Below are 20,810 nucleotides of genomic sequence, written 5' to 3' on the forward strand. Positions count from 1 at the left end.
ATGAGGATGATTCGGCGGCACTCAGCCGTCGACGAAGCCGCTGGTGGCGTACTCGTCGAATACGCCGGTGAACATGGCCGTGGGTGTGAGCGCGCGGGCGGTGACGGTGGGCATGATCCCCTCGCGGTGCGCGAGGTGGGTCATGCTCTCCAGCTGTCCCGAATAGTCCACGGGCCGGTCCAGCATCCAGGTGATGCCCTCGGCGGCGACCTCGGACGGCTCCCAGGCGGTGTGATCCACACCTGGCAGGTTGGCGAGGGTGCCCTCGGACGCGACCGGCGCGTCGATGCGGAAACAGTTGACCGCGATGCGATCCCCGGCGAGCTGGCGGGCCAGGTCGACCGTCATCCGCTCCAGCGCCACCTTGGCCATGCCGTAGGACATCAGTCCCGGCACCGGCTTCAGCGCCGCCAGCGACGAGACGTTGAGGATCCGGCCCGCACCGGCCGCACGCAGATGCGCAACGGCATGGCGGGCCGCGGTCATCGGCGCGTCGAGATCGATCGCGAAGATCAGGTCGTGCCGATTCTGCGGGATGTCCAGGTCGCCGACGAAGGTGACGGCGGCATTGTTGACCAGCACGTCGAGCCGGCCCAGCGCGGCGACGGTCTGTTCGACCATGGCGGCCACCTGCTCCCGGTCCGACAGATCGACCGGGATCGCGACCGCGGTACCACCCGCGTCGCGAATCCGTTCCACCACGTCGTCGAGGGTTCCGGGAGTCCGGCGCGGCTGGTCGCGGGTCGAGCGGGCGGCGCAGGCCACCGCATACCCCCGGGCCGCCAGCGCCACGGCCGTCGCGGCGCCGACGCCGCGGCTGGCGCCGGTCACCAGCGCCACCTTGCCGTTCGCGGCGGCGCTCAACGGATTCCGCCGTCGGCCCGGTCGGCGGCCGATCCGGCACGGCGGAACGACTGGGGTGCTTCGGTTCTGAGGCGTGATGTCACGGAATATCCTTCGCGGAAGGTGTCGCGGGCCGGCTCGCAGGGGGCGTGACGCCGGACGACTACTCGGCCGGGCCGCCGGCCCATGTGGTCCCGGTCACCTATGGTAATCACGTTCTCCTTTTTTGCAAGTGCAATATAGTTGACCAGGTTGGCGGAAGAACGGCTGGCCGACGGCCGGTCGTAGGAACAGACGAGCCGAAATGAGGTGAATCGGTGTCGCATCCGGAGCATGCCGTGCCCGGCCCCGAGGCGCACCGGGCGCGGCCCGCCCCCAAGACGGCGCACATCCTCGCCGCGGGTCTGCGGCGGCGCATTCTCAACGGCGGGCTCGAGGTCGGCCATCGGCTGCCGCCGGAGACGGAACTGTCCGCCACCCTGGACGTCTCGCGGGAGACGCTGCGCGAGGCCCTGCGCATCCTCGAATCCCAGTCGCTGGTGGAGATGCGGCGCGGCCGCGGCGGCGGCGCGGTGGTGCGGCGGCCCGATCCGATCTCCGCCGGCCGCTACGTGGCACTGCTGCTGCAGGTGCGCGGCGCGACCGCGGCCGATCTGCGCACGGCCCGGATGACCCTGGAACTCGCTGCGGCGCAACGGTTCGCCGAAACCTCCGGCGAGGAGGGACTGGACTATCTGACCGCCCTGCACGAGGCGGAGCGCGCCGCGGCCGGTGATCCGCTGACCTTCGCCACCGCCTCGGCGGTCTTCGATCAGGGGGTGGTCGAACTCTCCGGCAACCGCTGCCTCGCGGTCCTCACCGGCGTGCTGCGCGAGACCTGCAAGGGCCGGATGTACGCCGCGCTGGAATCCGCGGATCCGGCCGCGCGCACCGCCGCGACGCGGCGAATCCTGGCCGCGCACAACGACTTCCTGGAGGCCGCCCGCCGCCGCGACGGCCCGCGGGCGCGCCGCGCCTATCTGGACCATCTCGAACGCACCCATCGGCTGGTCGCGGGCAGCCGCGATCGGCGGGCCGTCGACATCACGCCGATGTGGCGGGCCCAGCTGGACCGGGCGGCCGGCGACCGTTCGCAGCGCGCCGCGACCATCGTCGCGACCGACATCCGCTCGCGCATCGCCGACGGCCGGCTCGGCGCCGGATCGCGGCTACCGCGGGCGGCCGACCTCACCGCCGAATTCGGTGTCTCGCGACCGACGCTGCGCGAAGGACTGCGCATCCTGGAAACGGAACAGCTCCTGGACCTGCGCGCCGGCGAGCGAGGCGGCGCGACGATCCGGCATCCGACCGCGCTGGTCGCCGCGCAGCTGGCCGGGACCGTCCTCGAATCCCGCCACATCACCCTCGCCGACTTCTCCCGCACGCTGCGGATGATCGAGCCGCTCATGATGCGGGCGGCCGCCACCGGCCCGGGGCCCGCCTCCCCGGCCGGCCTGCGCGAGCTGGAATCCGAACTCGCCCTGCACATCTGCGATACCGAGCAATTCGTGCGCAGCTGGCGCCGGGCGGTGTTCGTGATCCTCGGCGGGATCCGCAACCCCGCACTCGCCGTCGTCGCCGAGATGCTGCAATGGGTGCGCGCGGGCACCGAGGCCGCCGTGGCCGCCGGCGCGGCGGACCTGCCCGCGGTCGCGACGACGAACCGCAAGGCGCAGGCCATGTTCGCCGAACTGGTCGGCGCGCTGACCGAGCACGACGGGGATCGGGCCGAATCCGTCTGGGCCGAATGTCTGCACACCAACAGCCTTTTCATCGAATGCTCCGATCTGGGCCGCCGGCTCGTTGTCGATATCGTCGAATAGCGCTCAGGTCAGCGCCACTCCCCCGTCCACCTGCAGCACGTGCCCGGTCACGAAGGCGGCCTGCTCGGAGGCGAGATACACTGCGGCGGCGCCGATCTCGGCCGGCCGGGCGACCTGCCGCGCCAGCGCGGTGGTGCGGCGGAACACCGCGCGCTCCTCGGCCCGGCTGGCCTCCGCATCGGTGAAAAGTCCGGTGCCGGGCCGGAATCGGCTGCCCGCGCTGGTCTCGGCGGCGAAATCCTCCGGCACGGTGCCGTAGGGGGCGATCGCGTTCACCGTCACCCCGCTGCGCCCCACCTCGAGCGCCAGCACCCGGGTGAAGGCGTGTACCGCCCCCTTCGCCGCGGAGTACACCGCCATGAACGGATCCCCGATCAGCGCCGACATCGACCCGATGTTGACGATCCGCCCGGCGCCCGCGGCGAGCATGTGCGGCAGCACGGTATGGGTGCACAGCAGGGTGCTGGTGAGATTGACGGCCAGATCCGCCTGCCACTGCTCGGGTGTGGTCGACACGAACGGCGCCACCACCGCATTACCGCCGACATTGTTGACCAGCACGTCGATCCCGCCGAACCGCGCGATCACCGCCTCGACCAGCGCGGTCACCTCGGCCGCGACGGTCACGTCCGCCCGCCGCCACAGCACGTCGGCCGCACCCCGCTCGCGCGCGAGTTCGGTCACCCGCGCCCCGGCCTGCTCGTCGCGGCCGACCGCCACCACCCGCGCGCCCTCGGCGGCGAAGGCCAGCGCCGTCGCCCGCCCGATGTTCGCGGTCGCGCCGGTCACGACCACCACCTTGTCCCGCAGCCCTGTCTCCATGGATTCCGTCCGTCCGGTGCGGCAGCGCCGCGAATCACGATCTACCGATCAAGAATACAATTCTTGTGATTGAGAAGGATAGTCTGCCGCCGACGGGGACCCACCCGGCCTTGACAGATCACGCTCTGCGGCAGAGTATTTAACCCGACAGTTAATTAACCGAATGGTGTAATAGAGCTCATGACCGACGATCAACTCGACCGTGTCTTCGCCGCGCTCGCCGACGCGACCAGGCGGGCCATCCTCGCCCGGCTCGCGGACGGCGAGGCGACGGTCGGCCAATTGGCCGAACCGTTCGCGATGAGCCTGCCGGCCGTCTCCAAACATCTGAAGGTGCTGGAGCGAGCGGGCCTGATCACGCGTGGCCGCGACGCCCAGTGGCGGCCGTGCCGGCTCGACGCCGCCCCGCTCGCCGCGGCCACCGACTGGCTGGAGCGGTATCGCGTGTTCTGGGACGGCCGCTTCGATCGGCTCGACGAGCACCTGCACCGGCTACAGCGCAAGGAACTGGACTCATGACCGAACCGGCCCTCCCCCAGGGCGACCTGCGACTGCTCGACACCGATATCGCCCGGCGGCTGCTGGCCGCGGCCATCCCCGCCCGGCTGGCCTTCACCGCCGCCGACGGCACCCCGCGGGTGGTCCCCATCAACTTCTGGTGGAACGGCACCGAGGTGGTGCTGACCGGTTTCGCACCCTCGAACAAGAACCGGGCCCTGCGCGCGCGGCCCGACGCCGCGCTCACCATCGATACCGACGCCGCCCCGCCGGAGGTGCTGCTCCTGCGCGGCCGGGCCGAGATCACCGAATCCGACGGTCTGCTACCGGAATACGCGGCGGCGATGCGCAAGGGCGGCGACCCGTCGGTCGAGGAGTATCTCGACCGGATGACCGGCCTCGCGCCCCGCATGGAACGCATCGCCATCCGTCCCACCTGGGCGGCGGTGATGGACTTCCGTACCCGTTTCCCCACCGGCGCGCCGGACTGGATGACCGGCCCGCAACAGACCGCCTGACCCGCACGAAAGGATCCACCACCCGTGAACGACCGCGAATTCACCCTCGTCCGCGTCTTCGACGCACCCCGCGACCGCGTGTTCCGAGCCTGGCTCGAACCCGACCAGCTCGCCGAATGGGCGGGCCCGCAAGGCTTCACGACCCGCCCCGGCAGCATCGTCGCCGAACCCGTCGTCGGCGGCCGCTACGAGTCGGTCATGGTGTCCGATGCCGACGGCGCCGAATATCGCAGCGCCGGTGTCTTCCGCGAGATCAGCGCGCCCGAGCGCCTGGTCTTCACCTGGGGCGACCCCACCGGAGACGCTGGGGCCGAACGATATTCGATCATCACGGTGACCTTCGCCGATACCGGCGACGGCAAGACCACCATGACCTTCCATCTGCTCGCGCCGGGCCCGCTCTCGCCCGAGGACGGCGCCGCCGCGGGCTGGGGACAGAGCCTGGACCGGCTGGCCGCGGTGCTCCGGCTCTAATCGGCCGGGTCGCGCAGTTCCCGCTTCAGCAGTTTGCCGCTCTGGTTGCGCGGCAGTGCGCCGGTGAAGCGAATGTGCTTGGGCACCTTGAACGGTGCGATCCGCTGCCGGACGTGGCCGATCAACTCGTCGGCGCCGGCGCTGTGCCCGGCGCGCAGCACCACGACCGCGGTGATCGCCTCCACCCACCGCTCGTCCGGGACGCCGATCACCGCGACCTCGGCCACCGCGGGATGGGTGTAGAGGGCGTCCTCGACCTCGCGGGAGGCGACCAGGATGCCGCCGGTGTTGATCACGTCCTTGATCCGGTCCACGACGGTGACGAACCCCTCGGCGTCCCGGGTGACCAGATCGCCGGAGTGGAACCAGCCGTCGCGGAACGCCGCCGCGGTCGCCGCCGGATCGTCCCAGTAGCCCAGGCACAGTTGCGGCGACCGGTAGCAGATCTCGCCGGGTTCGCCGGGGGCGACGTCGTCACCGTCGGCATCCACCACCCGCGCCTCCACGAAGTACACCGGCCGCCCGCACGACGCGGGCCGCTGCCCGTGTTCCTCCGGCCGCAGGACCGTGGCCAGCGGGCCGATCTCCGACTGCCCGAAACAGTTGTAGAAACCCAGGTCCGGGAACCGCTCCCGCAGCCGTCGGAGCACGGTCACCGGCATGATCGAGGCGCCGTACTGCGCCTTGCGCAGCGACGACAGGTCGCGGGTGTCCAGATCGGGATGCTGCGACAGCGGCACCCAGACCGTCGGCGCGAGGAACAGCGACCCGATCCGGTCCTGTTCGACGCGGCGCAGGATCTCCGCGACGTCCGGGGCCGCCAGCAACCGCACCGTCGCTCCCACCGACAGGTACGGCAGCACGAATACGTGCATACCGGCCGAGTGGTACAGCGGCATCGCGACGAGCGGATCGTCGGCGGCGGTGAAATCCAGTGCGAGCACCGAGGATACGTACTCGTACACCAGCGCCTCGTGGGTCATCATGGCGCCCTTGGGTTTCGAGGCGGTACCCGAGGTGTAGAGCAACTGCGCCAGATCGGCCGGCGCCGCCTGCGATCCGAGCTCGGGAACCGCACCGGTACCGGCGAGCTCGAGCAGCGATCCGGCGGCGTCGCGCAGCGGCAGGACGTGCTCGAGCGCGGCGAGCTCCCCGCGGACCGCCGCGAGTATGCCCGCCAGCGCCGGATCCACCAGCGCCGCACGCGCACCCGACTGCGCGATCAGGTAGCTCAGCTCCGCACCGGTGAGCGCGTAGTTGATCGGCACGTGCACGAGCCCCGCCCGCGCACAGGCGAGGAATCCGAGGACGTAGGCGTCGGAGTTGGTGCCGTACGCGGCCACTCGATCGCCGGGCCGCAGGCCCAGTCGCAGCAACCACGCGGCGGCCCGCGAGACGGCCTCGTCGAGTTCCCGATACCCGTACACCCGCCCCTCGAACTCGAGCGCCGCCCGATCACCGAACCGCGCCCCGGAACGCCGCACCACCGCGTCGACGGTACTGCCCGAAAATGCTTCTGCCACAATACTTTCCTTCTCACCAGGCACGTCCGGGCGGACCGGCGGGCCGGGTACGGCCCCGCCGTGGACCGGATGCCGTCCCAGCGTATCGATTCCGCGGCCCCGGCCCGGCCGGTTCGCCGGACCAGGCGGCGCCGCACCGGGTCTCGCGCGGTTCAGTCGACACTCAGCGATCGGAACGCCGACCGATAGGACTGCGGGCCGGTGCCGACGATCCGCTTGAACCGATCGCGGAAGGCGGCCGGCGAACCGAACCCGACCTGACCGGCGATCCGGTCGATCGGATGATCGGTGGCCTCCAGCAGGTACTGTGCCCGGCGGATCCGGCTGCGCAGCAACCACTGCAACGGGGTGGTCCCGATCTGCTCGCGGAACCGGCGGTTGAGCGTGCGGGAGCTCATATTCGCTTGCGCCGCAATATCTTCCAGCGTGAGATCGCGCGTCGCGTTGTCCTCCATCCAGCGCAGCACGGGTTCCAGGGCCGAACCGCGCGGCGTCGGCGGCCGGTCGTGGACGATGAACTGCGCCTGCCCCCCTTCCCGTTCCAGCGGCACGACCGACAGCCGGGCGGCATCGGCGGCCACGGCCGACCCGTGGTCGCGGCGGATCAGGTACAGGCACAGGTCCAGTCCGGCGGCGGCCCCGGCCGAGGTCAGGAACTGGCCGTTGTCCACGTAGAGCACGTCCGGGTCGACCTCGACGGCCGGATGCAGGGCGGCGAGCAGATCGGTCCCCAGCCAGTGCGTGGTCGCCCGCAACCCGTCGAGCAGCCCGGTCGCGGCGAGGATGAACGCGCCGGAACAGATCGAGGCCATCCGCGTCCCACCGGCCGCGGCCTGCCGCAGCGCGGCGAGCACCTCGTCCGGGATCGCGGCGGTCGGATCGGCACAACCCGGCAGGATCACGGTGTCCGCGTCGCGCAACGCTTCCAGGCCCCACGGCGGCTGGAGCGTGAACGCGCCGGCGTCGACGGTCGGGCTCGCGCCGCAGATCCGGACGCGGTAGGCGGGGTGCCCGTCCGGCAGCCGGGTGCGGCCGAACACCTCGATCGGGGTGGACAGGTCGAACGGGATGACCTGGTCCAGGGCGAGGACGGCCACGGTGTGCATGGCACGAATCTAGCGTTGTCGGGTGTTCTCGCCAAGGGGCCTGAGCGCTGGAGAAGGCTCTCCCGCCCGTTGACAGCGTTGGCGAGAATCCGTCGAAAGCTGGCGATCCAGCCGATTCCGGGGAGCGTTCGCGGGCATTAGCGTCCACCGCGAGAGATCATCGCCACGAGAGAGGACCGGCCGCTGTGCTCGCGCAGATCGTGTTGTTCGACGGGTTCGACCCACTGGATGTCATCGCCCCCTACGAGGTACTCGCCGCCGGCGGCGCGGCGGCCGGCGGCGCCCTGACCGCGGAATTGGTCACCGCCGAGGGACCACGGCAGGTGCCCGGCGGACTGGGCCTGCTGTCGCTCACCGCGACGGCGGCGCTGGATCCGCTGCGGGCCGACGTGATCGTCGTGCCCGGCGCCGCGGGCAGCCTGCCCGCCGACCCCGGCGAGATGCCGCCGGACAGCATCCCGGCGATCCTGGCCCGCACCCTGGGCACGCCGCTGCCCGCCCTGCTCGGGCAGGCCCTGGCCCGGCCCGGGACGACGGTGGCGACGGTCTGCGGCGGTTCGATGATCCTCGCGATGGCGGGCCTGATCACCGGCCGCCCCGCGACCACCCACCGCCTCGGCCTGGCCGGGCTCGCCGCCACCGGCGTCACCGTGATCGACGCGCGGGTGGTCGACGACGGCGACCTGGTCACCGCCTCGAGCGTCACCTCCGGACTCGACCTCGGCCTGTATCTGCTGGAGCGGGAACTGGGTTCGCCGGTCGCGCACGCCGTGGAGCAGTTGTTCGGCCACGAGCGCCGCGGAACGGTCTGGCGCGCAGTCGATTCCGCCGTCGCACCGGGCGTACCGGCATGACGGCCGGCGCCGGGCGGCCCGGGTTCGCCGGAGCGGCGCGATGACGAAATTCCTGCTCGCCGTGCATGTGCTGGCCGTCATCCTCACGATCGGCCCGGTGACGGTGGCCGCCAGCATGTTTCCCGCCACCGCGCGCCGGGTGGCCGCGGACCCGGCGCACGACGCGGCCGTTCTCGGTGTGCTGCACCGGATCTGCCGGGTCTACGCCCTGATCGGCATCGTGGTACCGGTGTTCGGCATCGCCACCGCGAGCTCGCTCGGCGTACTCGGTGACCTCTGGCTGATCGTCTCGATCGTGCTCACCGCGGCCGCCGCCGCACTACTGGCCCTGCTGGTCCTCCCCCGCCAGCGGCAGATCCTCGCCGCACTGCCCGGACTCGAAGTCCCCGTTGCCCATTGGCGCGCCCCCGCGCGGCTGGCCATGGTCACCGGCATGTTCAACCTGCTGTGGGCCGCGGTCACCGTACTGATGATCGTGCGACCCGGCTCGACGACGGGAGCGTGACCGACGAGACCTAGTCCGCGGCCCACAGGATGCCCGCCATCGCGCGGCCGGCGATGAACCACCACGCCGTGGCGATCGCCGCGGTCCCGAACAGGGCGACCGCGATCCGCCAGGCGGGCATCGGGATCGGGGCGGGCCGGTCGTCGGGGATGTTGCGCAACCGATTCCCGTACCACCGCAGCCACCCCTGCGCGGAACCCAGTGCCTCCCTGGGGAACAGTCCGTAGACCAGTCCGAAGCCGCGGACCGCGCCGACCCCGATACCGCCGGTCCACAGCACACCGAGCGCGATCTGGCCGATGGCCGCGAGGCCGATGGCCAACTGCCCCACCACGAACAGGCCGCGCGCGAGTTGGCCCACCGCGACCACTCCGGTCGAAACCTGGCCCAGCGCGAAGAATCCGGTCGCGATCTGACCGATCGCGATGAATCCGGTCGCGTGCTGGCCCACTCCGAGAACACCGACCGCCATCGGTCCGACGGCGATCACGCCGACCGTTCCCGGGCCGACAGCAAACATCTGCATGGCCCGAAGCCTACGGCCAACCGGCCGTCCGGATGCGATCATGGGCGCATGACGACATGGCAGGACGTGGAACAGTCGGTGCCGGAGTTCGCGCAGCGGGTGCGCGCCCTGTTCGACGCGCACCGGCACAAGACCCTCGCCACCATCCGGGCCGACGGCGCGCCGCGCATCTCCGGGATCGAGGCCGCCTTCACCGACGGCGATCTGGTGTTCGGCTCGATGCCCGCGGCCCGCAAATCCGCTGATCTGCTGCGCGATCCGCGCTTCGCCCTGCACAGCGCCACCGTCGACCCGGTCGAGGGCGAGGAGGCGAAATGGCCCGGCGAGGCGAAGATCGCGGGCCGCGCGATCCCGGCCGGGCCGATCGCCGACGGACCGGAGGGCGACAGCTTCCACGCCGACATCACCGAGGTGGTACACACCCACCTGAATGCCGAGGCGACCCTGCTGGTCGTCGAATGGTGGACGCCCGCACAGGGATTGCGCAGCGTGGACCGCGAATAGCGGTCAGCGATCCGTCCGGTCCAGCCGCTGCCAGTTCGGGCCGGACGCCGCGAGATTCGGGTCGTAGGAAGCGTCCTCGGACAGGATGTAGTCGCCCTGTCCGTCGCTCCAGACACTCTCGTACCCGTAGGGCAACTCGACCGGGATCGGCTGCGACGGATCGTCGTACCGCGACAATCCCATGGTCGTCAGATACTGATCGTCGTAGATCCGATCGTACACCTGATTGCGCTGCTCGTAGCCGCCCATCACGATGTTGTCCATCGAATTCGACAGATCCTGCCCCATGTGCACGAGCTGCTCCCCCATCGCCACCTGCGCCCGATGCGCGGCCTGCTGCGCGGCGAACCATGTCTGCTGTTGCTGGAGCGCATTGCTCGAGGCCTGCTGGAACAGCCGCTCCAGGGCCTGGATCCAGGCCGGCTCCACCCGGAAGGTCCGCCGCGCGGTATCCAGATATTCGGCGTACTCGTCCCATCGGTCGATCGGCCCGCCGACCGCCAGCGCGGGGAACGTGAACCAGTACCGCACCTGCTGAATCCCACACAGCGTGGGCATCGGGGTGGGGTCCGCGACCCGCGACACCATCGACACGATCTCGCGAAATGCCTGCCCGCGCATCGTGTATTCGACGGTGGCCCGGATGCTGTCGTCCCCCTCCTGCACCCGCCGCTGCAACTGCGAGGGCCACGGCGGCGCCGGCTCGTGCTCCACCCGCACCACCCGCAGATTCCCGATTCCGGGCCGGACTCGCGGAAACAGCATGCCCAGCAACACATCCGCCGCGGGCCGGGGCCGCAGGATCGGGGCACCGTACTCCATCGCCCCCTCGGGCAGATGCCCGCCATCGACCCAGCTGAACGCCGAATTAGGCAGCAGCGCCAGCCACGCGCTCCCGTCCGGCGACTGCGCCGACGCCGCGGGCGTCACCGGATTCAACAACGACTGATTCCACTGCAACCCCGACTGCGCCCGCCATCCTTGCGGCACAAGGAAAGTGAAGGCCACACGCTGCGTCGCCGGATCGTGACAGCGCTGCACGCTGAGGCGGATCATCCCTCCAGTCTAGGACCGCACCGGGAACGCCACCCGGAATCCGGCCGTGCAACAGTGATTACAGTGTTACAGATGACAATCGAATACATCCGTTACCGGATCGAGCCGCCGGCCGCCGAATTCGAGGCCGCCTACGGTCGCGCGTCCCGCGCACTGGCGAAAGCGCCGGAGTGCGTCGACTACGAACTGTCGCGCTGCGTCGACGATCCCGGCAGTTACATCCTGCGCATCACCTGGACCTCCGTCGCGGACCATCTGCGGGGATTCCGCGGCGGTGCGCATTTCGCCGAGTTCTTCGCCGAGATAGAACCCTATGTGCGGCAGCTCGAGGAGATGCGGCACTACGAACGCACCGCAGTGGCGGGCGTCGGCGCCTCGGTGCCCACCCTGTACGAATGGCTCGGCGGCACAGCGGCATTGGAACATCTCACCGCGATCTTCTACGTCCACGTCCTGGCCGACGACCTGATCGGCCCGCTGTTCGCCGGTATGGACCCGGACCATCCCCGCTATGTGGCGATGTGGCTCGCCGAGGTGTTCGGTGGCCCGTCGCGCTACACCGACGAGCGCGGCGGCTACCACAGCATGCTGGCCCATCATCTGGGCAAGGCCATCACCGAACCGCAGCGGCGGCACTGGGTGTCGCTGCTCCTGGACTCCGCCGACGAGGCCGGTCTCCCCGCCGATCCGGAGTTCCGGGCCGCCTTCGTCGGCTACCTCGAATGGGGAACTCGCCTCGCCTTCACCAACTCCCAGCCCGGCGCCCACCCGCCGCAGCAGGCCCCGGTTCCGCACTGGGGCTGGGGCGTCGCGCCGCCCTATACCCCGGCCTGACCCTCGGCGCGGCGTTCGGGCGTAGAGTGCGCGATCGGGGAGGTCGCCGGTCCATCGGGGACGTACGCCCCGGGCCAGAGGGGATGCTGCGGATGTTGGAGACGGTTCCGGAAATCGTGGCCGCGGCCGTCGCGGCCGGTGCTGCCGCCGGGCTGAAGGAGACCGCCGCGCGCGCGGTCGGGGACGCCTACCGGCAGGTGAAAAGCCTGATCACCGGCCGGTATCGGCAGGTCGATCTCGCCGCGGTCGAGGCCCGGCCCGCCTCGGCGCATCGGCGCGACGAGCTGGCGGAGGATCTGACCGCCGCGGGCGCGAGCGGCGATGCGGAGTTGCTGGCGGCGGCGCAGGCCCTGCTGGCGGCGGTGCGCGCGCACGAGGCCGACGCGGGTGTGGCGGTGGGTGTCGATCTGGAACGGGTCCAGGCCGCCGCACTGCGGGTGCGCGAGGTCGAATCCACCGGTACTGGAGTACGGGTCGTCGACGGGAGTTTCGACGGCGACATCGAGATCGGTTCGGTGCGCGCCGGACGGCAGGACCCGCCGCCCGCACACCCCTGATCTCCGGGAGATCGCTTGTCAGACCGCTGAATTCGCATTGCCGATCGCCGCGGACTGCTGCTTCCAGGTCGCGAGGATCGCCTCGAGGTGGCGGGTGTCCGGATGGTCCGGTCCCAGGGTCCGCCGGTGGTTGCCGAGGATCTGCTCGTAGAGTCTGATCGCGTCGTCCATGCGCCCCGCGGCCTTGTGCGCGCGCATCACCTGATCGCGACTGGTTCTGGTGTCGAGATGATCGGCGCCGAGCAATCGCTCACGATCGGCGAAGGTGCTGTGCAGCAACCGGATCGACTCGTCCAGCCGGCCCACGGCGCGATAGGCCTCGGCGAGATTGCCGCGGGAGGCGAGGGTGTCCGGATGGTCGGCGCCGAGCAGCCGCTCGCGATCGGCGAGGATCTTCGCGTAGAGCAGAATCACCTCGTTCGACCGGCCCGCGACGCGATAGGCGTGGGCCAGATCGCTCTGCGAGACAAGGGTATCCGCGTGGTTGGCGCCGAGGATGCGCTCCCGGTCGGCGAGGGTGCGGCGCAGCAGTGCGATCGCCTCGTCCAGCCGGCCGGCGCTGCGATAGGCGGCGGCCAGACTGTTCCCGGCGGCGAGGGTGTCCGCGTGCTCGGCGCCGAGGATTCGCGCACGGTCCGCCAGCACCTGTTCGTGCAGCGCGATCGCCTCGCTGATGCGTCCCGCCGCGCGGTAGGCCCTCGCGAGATCGCCACGGGACGTGAGGACTTCGGGGTGCGCGGCGCCGAGCAGCCGCTGCCGGGCGGCGAGGGTCCGTTCGAAGAGCGGGATCGCCGACTGCGGCCGGCCCGCCGCGGTGTAGGCGATCGCCAGGACACTGCGGCAGGCGAGGAGATCCGGATCGTCCGGCTCGAGTACCCGTTCGCAGTCGGCGAGCAGCCGTGCGGCGAATCGGATGGCGCGCGTGGTGTTCTCGGCCGCGGTCAACTGCTCGGCGGCCCAGATCCGGACGTGGATCAGGCGGCGCGCGACCTCCGGAACACCGTCGGCCGGAAGGGTATCGGTGATCGCGTCGATATGGTCGGCCAGCCGCGCGCCCTCGATCCGCCGCTGCCACGCGAAAGTGCGCTCGAAGACATGGTTTTCGACGGTGGTGAGGGCATGGTCGAGCAGCCGGAGCCGATCGCCGGGACGGTCGGCGCGTTCGCGCACGACCCGGCCGACCAGCCGATGCATGACGACCGCGGTGCCGTCGTCGGACCAGGCGAGCAGCGAACTTCCGACACAACGGGCGAGCGCCTCGTCGACCCGCGGTTCCCCGGCCAGCAGGCTGCGCGCGACGCCGGTCGGCGACAACATCGCGGTCAGTTCCAGCAGTCCGGTGACCGCCGCATCGAGTTCGCCGTCGCCACCGAGGGTTTCGGTGGTCTCGAGCGACAGCAGGATCGCCTTGTCGGCCCGGCTCGGATGCGCGTGCCCCGGTAGGCGGGTGAGCGCGCTCGGCAGCGCCGCCAGCAGTTGCCGGTAACGGCCGTAGTCCAGGCGGCGTTTCGCGATGGTGGCCGCCGCCTGCGTCAACGCGAGCGGCAGATCACCGAGATCCGCGGCGACGGCATCGGCGCCGTCCGCGTCGGCGATCCCGGTGGCCGCGCCGAGATAGCGGACGGACTCGGACCGGTCGAAGACCGGGAGGTGCAGCAACTCCCCCAGCGTGCCGAAATCGTTGTCGGTACTGGTGATCAGAACCTTGGTGCCGCTGTGGGTCGGGAGGAACCGGCTGATCCGGTCGGGATCGGTGGCGTTGTCCAGGACGAGCAATCCGGGGTCGGGCCGCCCGCTGAGATGGTCGCGCAACCGGACCGCGGATCGCTGCGAATCCCCGGTCGGATCGGCGACACCGATCCGGGTGGCGACCGCGGCGAGGCCGTCCAGCAACGTATCCGGTGTCTCGGCGTCGACCCAGGCGATCAGCGCGCAGGTCCCCGCGGCGAGCGCCGCCCGCGCACAGGCCGCAGCCAATTGCGTCTTCCCGACGCCGCGCATCCCGGTGGCCACCACGGCCACCGAGGTTTCGGCCAGCAGATCGGTCAGCAGTCCCGATTCGTCGCGCGCCACGAAATGCGCCGGCGCGGCGGGTATCCGGCCCACCACGATGTGCCGCTCCGGATCCTCGATCGGCGGGCCACCGGCCCCGAGGTAGAAGGCGATCTTCTCGGCGTTGTTGCCGACGACGCGGAACGTGGCCCCCTGCGCGATCGAGGCAGGCACGGCGACCGGGGGTGCTGTCGGCGTGCCCGGGAAGGGCCCGGCGGATCGACCGGCCCGGCCCGGACGTCGCCGATCTCGACCGGGCCGGCGACGATGCCGTCGGCGATCCGGACCCCGGTCTGCGGTGATCGGACCGTCCCGATCCGGATCGCGGACGCCCGGACCCGCACCAGATCGATACCGGCCGCGGCGACCGCCGGGACCTGCCGATCGTCCAGCACGGAGATCAGATGGATTGCGGCAGTGAGTAATTCGTGATCGTGCGCGGCACCCGCGTCCTGCAACTCCTCCGCCAGGACCGCACGCCGCGCCGGCGAATCCGGACGCCGCTCGACCGCGGTGACATCGGCGGATCGATACCGGCTCGCGATCAGGCTCCCGACCGCCCGATAGGCCGCGGCGACCGCCGGTTCGGCGCTGTCGCCTCCGGCCGCGGCGCCGGAAGCCACCGCATCGGCCACGATCGCCGGCAGCGACTCCGACCCCATGGATTCCCCTGTCCGAGCGGAACAGTCGACCGTACGGTCATGAAACTACCACTGTCCGAACCGGACCCGGCGCCGAGCCGGTGGCCGTCACGGCCGGAACGCGCCGGGGTCCTCGATCACGGCGACCGCCATCCGGCCACCGTCGACGTCGACGACGGTGCCGTGCACGAACGCGGCGTCGTCGGAGGCGAGGTAGGTGGCCGCGGCGGCGATCGCGTCGGGGTGCCCGGCCCGGCCGGCCGGAGTGCCGTGCATGAGGACCTCGGAGGCGCGGGCCGGGCCGGCCGCCTGCGCGGGGTCCACGATCACTCCGGGCGAGATCGCGTTGACGCGGATGCCCCGCGGCCCCAATTCGGCCGCCCAGGCGCGGGTGAGCGTTTCCATCGCGCCCTTGGTCGAGGCGTAGAGCGCGCCGACCGGCAGGCCCAGGCGGGCCACCCAGGAACCCAGGTTGACGAGCACGCCGCCACCGGCCTCGATCATCCGCGGCGCGATCGCCTGGGTGAGGAAGTACGGCGCCTTGACGTTGACCGCGTAGACCCGGTCGAACATCTCCTCGTCGGCGGTGAGGGTCGTCGACGCCGGGAAGATGCCGGCGTTGTTCACGAGGATGTCGAGACGGCCGCCGAGCCGTTCGGCGGCCGCGTCGGCGAGTGCGCGGCTCGCGGCCGCGGTGCCGTCGAGGTCGGCGTGCACGAAGTCCGCGCGGCCGCCCTTGTCGCGGATCTGCGCGACCACGGCCGCGCCGCGGGCGTCGTCCCGGCCCGAGACGACGACGTGCGCACCCGCGCCGGCGAAGGCCAGCGCGATGGCACGTCCGATATTGCTGGTGGAACCCGTGATCAGGGCCGTCCTGCCCTGGAGACGTGATGACATGTCCGCGACGGTAGGAGCGGATTTCTGGACCGGCAAGTCCAGAAAATATCCGGCCGGTCAGACACCCCTGAGGTGCTCGATGAGGGTGTCCAGGGCCGCCTCGAGGTGGCCGATCTCGCCCGTCGAGCGCAGCACCTGCACGCCGCCCTGGATACCCGCGACGAACGCGGACGCGACCCGGTCGGGGTCCAGCCCGGCGCGGACCTGCCCACTGTCCTGCATCGCGGTGATCCCGCGCCGCACCCCGTCCTGCCACTGCTCGAGCAGGGTGGTGATGACCTCCGTCGCGCCGGGGGTGCTGCGGGCCTGGCTCATCAGCGCGCCGAGCGGGCAGTTCATCCCCTGGGCGCGGTAGCGCGCGACCACCGCGTCCCGCCACGCGGTCCACGCGGGCCAAGAGGTCAGGGCCCCGAGGTGGGGCTGCTGATCGTCGAGCACCCGGTCGGCCTCGTACCGCGCGACCGCGAGGAACAGTTCCTCCTTGCCACCGGGGAAGTAATGGAAGATCTGCCCCTTGCTGGTGCCGGTGACCGCGCGGATGTCGTCGAGCGTCACATCCGCGGGGTCGCCGCTGCGCAGATGCGTCGCGGCGCCCTCGACGATGCGCTGCCGCGTCGCCTGACCCTTTGCCGTGAGTGCCACCGAACCGACGGTAGCGAAGTGCGGTGACCGGCGCGCTCGGGGGATCCCGGCCACCACCCGGGCGAACATGGGGACCGTCGCCGCGGCAGTGATTGCGGCGGGTATCGGGAGCCGATTACACTCGGCGTCCGGACGCGCGAAGACACAGCCGGGTATAGGTTAGTCCCGGCAGCGCTCGACGCCGAACACCACATCTCTCCAGTGTGACCTGTGCGTTCCTTCCATTCATGCTGCATGCGAAGGGATATGGTCATGTCGAGGTTCACTGTTGCTGTCGTCGGTGCCGGATTGGGCGGGCTCGCCTTGGCGCAGGCACTGCGTCACCGCGGTATCGATGTCACCGTCTACGAGCGGGACACCGCCTTGAACACCCGGCGTCAGGGTTATCGGCTGCACTTGGATCCACGTGCGCACGATGCATTGCACCAAGTGCTCCCACCCGCGCTGATGGAGTTGTTCGCCGCCACCGCCGGCACCCCGAAATCTCGGTTCACGCTGCTGGACAACGACTTGCGGGAACTGTTCGCGCGGGAATCCGACGAACCCGCTTTCGCGGTGGACCGGCTCACCCTGCGCTCGATCCTGCTGGCCGGCCTGGAGCGAACCGTCGTCTTCGGTAAGCCGGTGCAGCGCTACCGGATCGACGACGCCGGCCGAATCGAGGTCCGTTTCGCCGACGGCGACACCGCGCGCGCCGACGTCCTCGTCGCCGCCGATGGCATCAACTCCATTGTCCGGCAGCAGTATCTACCGCACGCTCGGATCGTCGAGACCGGTGTGTGGCAGATCTACGGCATGATCCCGCTCACCGAGCGAACTCGAAAGCTGTTCGACGACAATATGTTCGGTGTCTTCACGATGATCACGGGTAACGACGGCAGCTTCGTCGGCGTCGCGCCGGTCGAGTTCACCGAGAACCCGGTCGCGGCAGCGGCGCGCCTGCTGCCCGGCTCGACACTCCTGCCGGTGCCGGACTATATGACCTGCTCGTTCGGAGCCCGCGCCGAATGGTTCGGATCTGCCCGATCATCGTTGCGGGACTTGGACGGTGGGCGGCTGCACGACATCGTCGCCACCGCGGTGCGGACCTGGCATCCTCGGGTCCGCGAGATCATCGGCCACTGCGACCCGGCGAGTCTGTTCGCGTTGCCGCTGCGAAGCAGCGTGCCGATCCCGGCATGGGCGACCACATCCGTGACCCTGCTCGGCGACGCGATCCACGCCATGAGCCCGGCGTCGGGATCCGGTGCCTGCACGGCATTGCGCGACGCCGCCAACCTGGCCCGGGCACTGACCGAAGCCGCTGCCGGTCGCGAACTGCGAGCCGCACTGCGGGACTACGAGAACCACATGATCGAATACGGCTTCACCGCGGTCCGGGAGGGTGCCGGCAACGGGCAGCGATTTCTCGGTCAGAATCCCTTGCCGATCGAGTGAACGCTGCCCGGGTCACGGCCGCGCGCCGCCGCAACCGGGGCGGTGCCTGTGGTCGCCCGCCGGCGTTCGACCCGACTTCGACTCGGACCCTAGGCGCCGAGCATGTTGAATCCGCCGTCGGCGTTGAAATACGAGCCGGTCATGTGGGCGGCGTCGTCGGTGGCGAGAAACAGGGCGGTACCGGCCAATTCGGCCGGCGCGGGGATGTGCTTCAGCGGTGTCTTCGACAGCAGTTCCTCGCGGCGGCCGTTGCGCCAGTCGTCGCGGGACAAGGTCGCCTCGGTTTCGATGAATCCGGGTGCGAAGGTGTTGACCCGCACGGTCGGGGCGAAGGCCTGGGCATAGGACTTGGTGATGCCGAGGACGCCGTATTTGCCGGCGGCGTACTGCGGGGCACGGGCACTGCCGCGCACGATCACCGTCGAGCCGATGTTGACGATCGCGCCGTGGCCCTGCTCCAGCATCCGGGAACCGAATTCGTGGACGCACAACAGCGTGCCCTTGATGTCGACCGCCAGGACCCGGTCGATCGACTCCTCGGTGATGTCGCGCCACGACATCTGTTCCGTGGCAACGTCACCGACGTTGTTGACCAGTACGTCCAGCCCGCCGAACCGGCCGAACACCTCCTGCGCCATTGCGATGATCTCCGCGTGCCGACCGATATCGGCCTGCACGGTGAACGCCTCGCCACCGATCTCCTCGATGCGCGCCACGGTGGCCTTCGCGCCGGCGGCGGAACTGCGGTAGTGCACGGCCACCCGGGCGCCCTCCTGCGCGGCGCGGAAGGCGATCTCGGCGCCGAATCCGGTGCCGGCGCCGGTGACCAGCACCGTCTTACCGATGAACCGCTGCGGAATCCGACTGTCGGTCATGGGATCCTGACTTCCTGTGTCTCTGGAGTGGACGGCGTGGACTGCGAGAAGTGCTGCCGCAGTTCGCCGATGGTCTCGATGCGGCTGACGAGTTCGTCGCCGGGCCGCAGATATCGGGGTGGGTTGCGCCGGTTGCCGACCCCGGCCGGGGTGCCGGTGAAGATCAGATCGCCGGGCAGCAGCGGCACGATCGCGGAGATCCGCGCGATCAGCTCCGGCACCGAGAAGATCATCGAGCTCGTGCGATCATGTTGCACCACTTCACCGTTGAGCAGACCGGTGATCTCCAGATCGTCCGGATCCGCGAACTCGTCCGCGGTGACCAGCACCGGACCGGTCGGCCCGAAACCGGGAAACGACTTCCCGAGCCCGAATTGGGCCGGGGCGCCCCGGGACTGGACGACGCGCTCCGAGATGTCCTGCCCCACAGTCAGTCCCGCGACCACCTGCCAGGCCCGGTCGACCGGAACGCGATGTGCCGGTGCGCCGATCACGGCGACCAGTTCCGCCTCCCAGTCGACCTTGCCCGGGGGCAGTTCGATCGTGGTGACCGGGCCCGCGATACAGGTCGGAAACTTGGTGAACACCAACGGATCCGACGGCGGCGTGAAACCGGCCTCGGCCGCGTGCGGCGGATAGTTCAGCGCCACGGCGAACACCTGCCGCGGCCGCGGCACGGGTGCGGTGAGCCGCGCCGGATCCACGGCGAAGGACTGCTCGGCGGCGCCGATCTCGCGGCCGACGGCCCAGTCCCGCAACGCCTCCCACTGCCCCAGCACCGCCATCGGATCCGCCGGGAACCGGCCGCCGGAACCGTCCTGGACGTCCAGCGCCCGGTCGCCGTCGACCAGCACGGCCCGGCCGGCGACCGCGGCGAACCTCACCAGTCCACCTTCTGCGGCACCGGGGTGCCGTGGCCCTCGGTCCAGCCGATGATCGGGGTACGCAGCACACCGAGCCGCTCGACCTGGGCCTCGACCACATCACCGGGCTTCAGATACATGTCCGGATCGCCGCTGAAACCCGCGACGCCCTGGATGGTGCCGGTGGTGATCAGATCACCGGCGCTGTAACCCTGCGGCGAGTGGTACGCGACCAGGTGCGGGATCGACACCGACATCCGGTTGGTGTTCGACTTCTGCCGCACCACACCGTTGACCCGCAACTCCATATCCAGGTTCTGCGCGTCCGGGATCTCGTCGGCGGTGACGATGTACGGGCCGACCGGGCAGAACGTGTCGATCGCCTTGCAGAAGGAGAACACCCCCGATTCCATCTCCCGGCGCTGGATGTCACGCGCGGTGATGTCGTTGAACACCACATATCCCGCGATGTGCTCCGGTGCGTCGTCGACGCCGAAGAATTTGCCCGGCTTGCCGATCACCACCGCGATCTCGAGCTCGTAGTCCAGCTCGCTGGTCAGATGCTCCGGATAGATCACCGGCTCGTCGGGACCGACGATCGCGTCCACGTTCTGAAAGAACACGATGCCCTTGTGCATCGGATGCGACCAGTCGACCTTCTTCGACTCGTCCTCGTGCTCCCGGAAATTGCCGGAGGTGTGGAAGAACTTCTTCGGCACGATCGGCGCACGCAGCCGCACCTCGTCCAGCGCGAGGCGATCACCGGTCTCGGCAACCTTGCCGTCACGCTCGAAATACTCACGGGTGCTGCGCACCTCGAGCGGCAGTACCAACCGCTCCGCCAGTTCCAACCGACCCACCCGGCCGTCGTCGAAGGTGATGAGTTTCATGAGAGACGCCTTCTTTGCTTCGCTATCGGGA

Annotated in this window: 22 protein-coding genes; 10 read left to right on the top strand and 12 right to left on the bottom strand. The window is 70.3% G+C overall.

What is annotated here, in order from left to right; genetic code table 11:
• Nucleotides 1-21: 21 nt before the first annotated feature.
• Complete coding sequence (locus G361_RS0114080) at nt 22-864, bottom strand: SDR family NAD(P)-dependent oxidoreductase (RefSeq protein ID WP_019927728.1); 843 nt, start codon at nt 862-864, stop codon at nt 22-24.
• Between the two features lie 296 nt (nt 865-1,160).
• Here G361_RS0114080 and G361_RS0114085 point away from each other — a divergent pair, with 296 nt between their 5' ends.
• Entirely contained in the window at nt 1,161-2,705 is a 1,545-nt protein-coding gene (locus tag G361_RS0114085; protein ID WP_019927729.1) for a FadR/GntR family transcriptional regulator, read from the top strand.
• 3 nt (nt 2,706-2,708) lie between these two features.
• On the opposite strand, the gene G361_RS0114090 is transcribed toward G361_RS0114085, so the two are convergent.
• Nucleotides 2,709-3,527 carry an SDR family NAD(P)-dependent oxidoreductase gene (locus tag G361_RS0114090; protein ID WP_019927730.1) on the bottom strand — a complete coding sequence of 273 codons (819 nt, stop codon included), beginning with the start codon at nt 3,525-3,527 and terminating at the stop codon, nt 2,709-2,711.
• A gap of 180 nt (nt 3,528-3,707) precedes the next feature.
• Here G361_RS0114090 and G361_RS0114095 point away from each other — a divergent pair, with 180 nt between their 5' ends.
• The 3 genes from G361_RS0114095 to G361_RS43610 are packed head-to-tail and all read left to right on the top strand — an operon-like array spanning nt 3,708 to nt 5,017.
• Nucleotides 3,708-4,046 carry a helix-turn-helix transcriptional regulator gene (locus G361_RS0114095; protein WP_019927731.1) on the top strand — a complete coding sequence of 113 codons (339 nt, stop codon included), beginning with the start codon at nt 3,708-3,710 and terminating at the stop codon, nt 4,044-4,046.
• The gene (locus tag G361_RS0114100; RefSeq protein ID WP_019927732.1) at nt 4,043-4,543 is read left to right on the top strand and encodes a pyridoxamine 5'-phosphate oxidase family protein; all 501 of its coding nucleotides are present in this window, start codon (nt 4,043-4,045) and stop codon (nt 4,541-4,543) included. The genes G361_RS0114095 and G361_RS0114100 overlap by 4 nt, the downstream gene beginning before the upstream one ends.
• Nucleotides 4,544-4,567: 24 nt before the next feature.
• Complete coding sequence (locus G361_RS43610; protein WP_019927733.1) at nt 4,568-5,017, top strand: SRPBCC domain-containing protein; 450 nt, start codon at nt 4,568-4,570, stop codon at nt 5,015-5,017.
• Here the strand turns inward: G361_RS43610 and G361_RS0114110 are convergent.
• A complete protein-coding gene (locus G361_RS0114110; RefSeq protein ID WP_036494119.1) occupies nt 5,014-6,540 on the bottom strand; it encodes a fatty acyl-CoA synthetase in 1,527 nt (508 codons plus the stop codon). The genes G361_RS43610 and G361_RS0114110 overlap by 4 nt on opposite strands.
• A gap of 152 nt (nt 6,541-6,692) precedes the next feature.
• The gene (locus G361_RS0114115) at nt 6,693-7,646 is read right to left on the bottom strand and encodes a GlxA family transcriptional regulator (RefSeq protein WP_019927735.1); all 954 of its coding nucleotides are present in this window, start codon (nt 7,644-7,646) and stop codon (nt 6,693-6,695) included.
• Between the two features lie 185 nt (nt 7,647-7,831).
• Here G361_RS0114115 and G361_RS0114120 point away from each other — a divergent pair, with 185 nt between their 5' ends.
• Nucleotides 7,832-8,500, top strand: coding sequence for a DJ-1/PfpI family protein (locus G361_RS0114120; RefSeq protein ID WP_019927736.1), 669 nt, complete (start codon nt 7,832-7,834; stop codon nt 8,498-8,500).
• Between the two features lie 40 nt (nt 8,501-8,540).
• The gene (locus G361_RS0114125; RefSeq protein WP_019927737.1) at nt 8,541-9,005 is read left to right on the top strand and encodes a hypothetical protein; all 465 of its coding nucleotides are present in this window, start codon (nt 8,541-8,543) and stop codon (nt 9,003-9,005) included.
• A gap of 10 nt (nt 9,006-9,015) precedes the next feature.
• On the opposite strand, the gene G361_RS46950 is transcribed toward G361_RS0114125, so the two are convergent.
• The gene (locus tag G361_RS46950; protein WP_019927738.1) at nt 9,016-9,531 is read right to left on the bottom strand and encodes a hypothetical protein; all 516 of its coding nucleotides are present in this window, start codon (nt 9,529-9,531) and stop codon (nt 9,016-9,018) included.
• A gap of 48 nt (nt 9,532-9,579) precedes the next feature.
• On the opposite strand from G361_RS46950, the gene G361_RS0114135 reads away from it, so the two are divergent.
• Nucleotides 9,580-10,035: a pyridoxamine 5'-phosphate oxidase family protein gene (locus G361_RS0114135; RefSeq protein ID WP_019927739.1), complete on the top strand. Its 456-nt coding sequence runs from the start codon at nt 9,580-9,582 to the stop codon at nt 10,033-10,035.
• 3 nt (nt 10,036-10,038) lie between these two features.
• On the opposite strand, the gene G361_RS0114140 is transcribed toward G361_RS0114135, so the two are convergent.
• Nucleotides 10,039-11,091, bottom strand: coding sequence for a hypothetical protein (locus tag G361_RS0114140; RefSeq protein ID WP_019927740.1), 1,053 nt, complete (start codon nt 11,089-11,091; stop codon nt 10,039-10,041).
• A gap of 72 nt (nt 11,092-11,163) precedes the next feature.
• Between G361_RS0114140 and G361_RS0114145 the strand changes: the two genes are divergently transcribed.
• Complete coding sequence (locus G361_RS0114145; protein WP_019927741.1) at nt 11,164-11,925, top strand: group II truncated hemoglobin; 762 nt, start codon at nt 11,164-11,166, stop codon at nt 11,923-11,925.
• A gap of 92 nt (nt 11,926-12,017) precedes the next feature.
• Entirely contained in the window at nt 12,018-12,482 is a 465-nt protein-coding gene (locus G361_RS46955) for a hypothetical protein (RefSeq protein WP_155981445.1), read from the top strand.
• Nucleotides 12,483-12,500: 18 nt separating this feature from the next.
• On the opposite strand, the gene G361_RS43625 is transcribed toward G361_RS46955, so the two are convergent.
• The 3 genes from G361_RS43625 to G361_RS0114170 all read right to left on the bottom strand — a co-directional run bounded on the left by G361_RS43625 (nt 12,501) and on the right by G361_RS0114170 (nt 16,714).
• On the bottom strand, nt 12,501-14,708 hold the full coding sequence (locus G361_RS43625) for a tetratricopeptide repeat protein (protein WP_155981446.1): 2,208 nt from the start codon (nt 14,706-14,708) through the stop codon (nt 12,501-12,503).
• A 575-nt stretch (nt 14,709-15,283) separates the two neighbouring features.
• The gene (locus G361_RS0114165; protein WP_019927745.1) at nt 15,284-16,072 is read right to left on the bottom strand and encodes an SDR family NAD(P)-dependent oxidoreductase; all 789 of its coding nucleotides are present in this window, start codon (nt 16,070-16,072) and stop codon (nt 15,284-15,286) included.
• Between the two features lie 57 nt (nt 16,073-16,129).
• Nucleotides 16,130-16,714: a TetR/AcrR family transcriptional regulator gene (locus G361_RS0114170; RefSeq protein WP_026343019.1), complete on the bottom strand. Its 585-nt coding sequence runs from the start codon at nt 16,712-16,714 to the stop codon at nt 16,130-16,132.
• 252 nt (nt 16,715-16,966) lie between these two features.
• Here G361_RS0114170 and G361_RS0114175 point away from each other — a divergent pair, with 252 nt between their 5' ends.
• On the top strand, nt 16,967-18,151 hold the full coding sequence (locus G361_RS0114175; protein ID WP_026343020.1) for an NAD(P)/FAD-dependent oxidoreductase: 1,185 nt from the start codon (nt 16,967-16,969) through the stop codon (nt 18,149-18,151).
• Nucleotides 18,152-18,240: 89 nt separating this feature from the next.
• Here G361_RS0114175 and G361_RS0114180 read toward each other — a convergent pair whose 3' ends face one another.
• From G361_RS0114180 to G361_RS0114190, 3 genes are read right to left on the bottom strand one after another with little or no spacing between them, the layout of a single operon-like run.
• Nucleotides 18,241-19,026 carry an SDR family NAD(P)-dependent oxidoreductase gene (locus G361_RS0114180; RefSeq protein WP_019927748.1) on the bottom strand — a complete coding sequence of 262 codons (786 nt, stop codon included), beginning with the start codon at nt 19,024-19,026 and terminating at the stop codon, nt 18,241-18,243.
• Nucleotides 19,023-19,910 (bottom strand): fumarylacetoacetate hydrolase family protein, encoded by an 888-nt coding sequence (locus G361_RS0114185; protein ID WP_019927749.1) that lies wholly within the window; start codon nt 19,908-19,910, stop codon nt 19,023-19,025. The genes G361_RS0114180 and G361_RS0114185 overlap by 4 nt, the downstream gene beginning before the upstream one ends.
• Nucleotides 19,907-20,779: a fumarylacetoacetate hydrolase family protein gene (locus G361_RS0114190; RefSeq protein WP_019927750.1), complete on the bottom strand. Its 873-nt coding sequence runs from the start codon at nt 20,777-20,779 to the stop codon at nt 19,907-19,909. Before G361_RS0114190 ends, G361_RS0114185 begins: the two co-directional genes overlap by 4 nt.
• Nucleotides 20,780-20,810 lie beyond the last annotated feature (31 nt).

The sequence above is a fragment of the Nocardia sp. BMG111209 genome, from assembly GCF_000381925.1.
In the GTDB taxonomy this organism is placed as follows: domain Bacteria; phylum Actinomycetota; class Actinomycetes; order Mycobacteriales; family Mycobacteriaceae; genus Nocardia.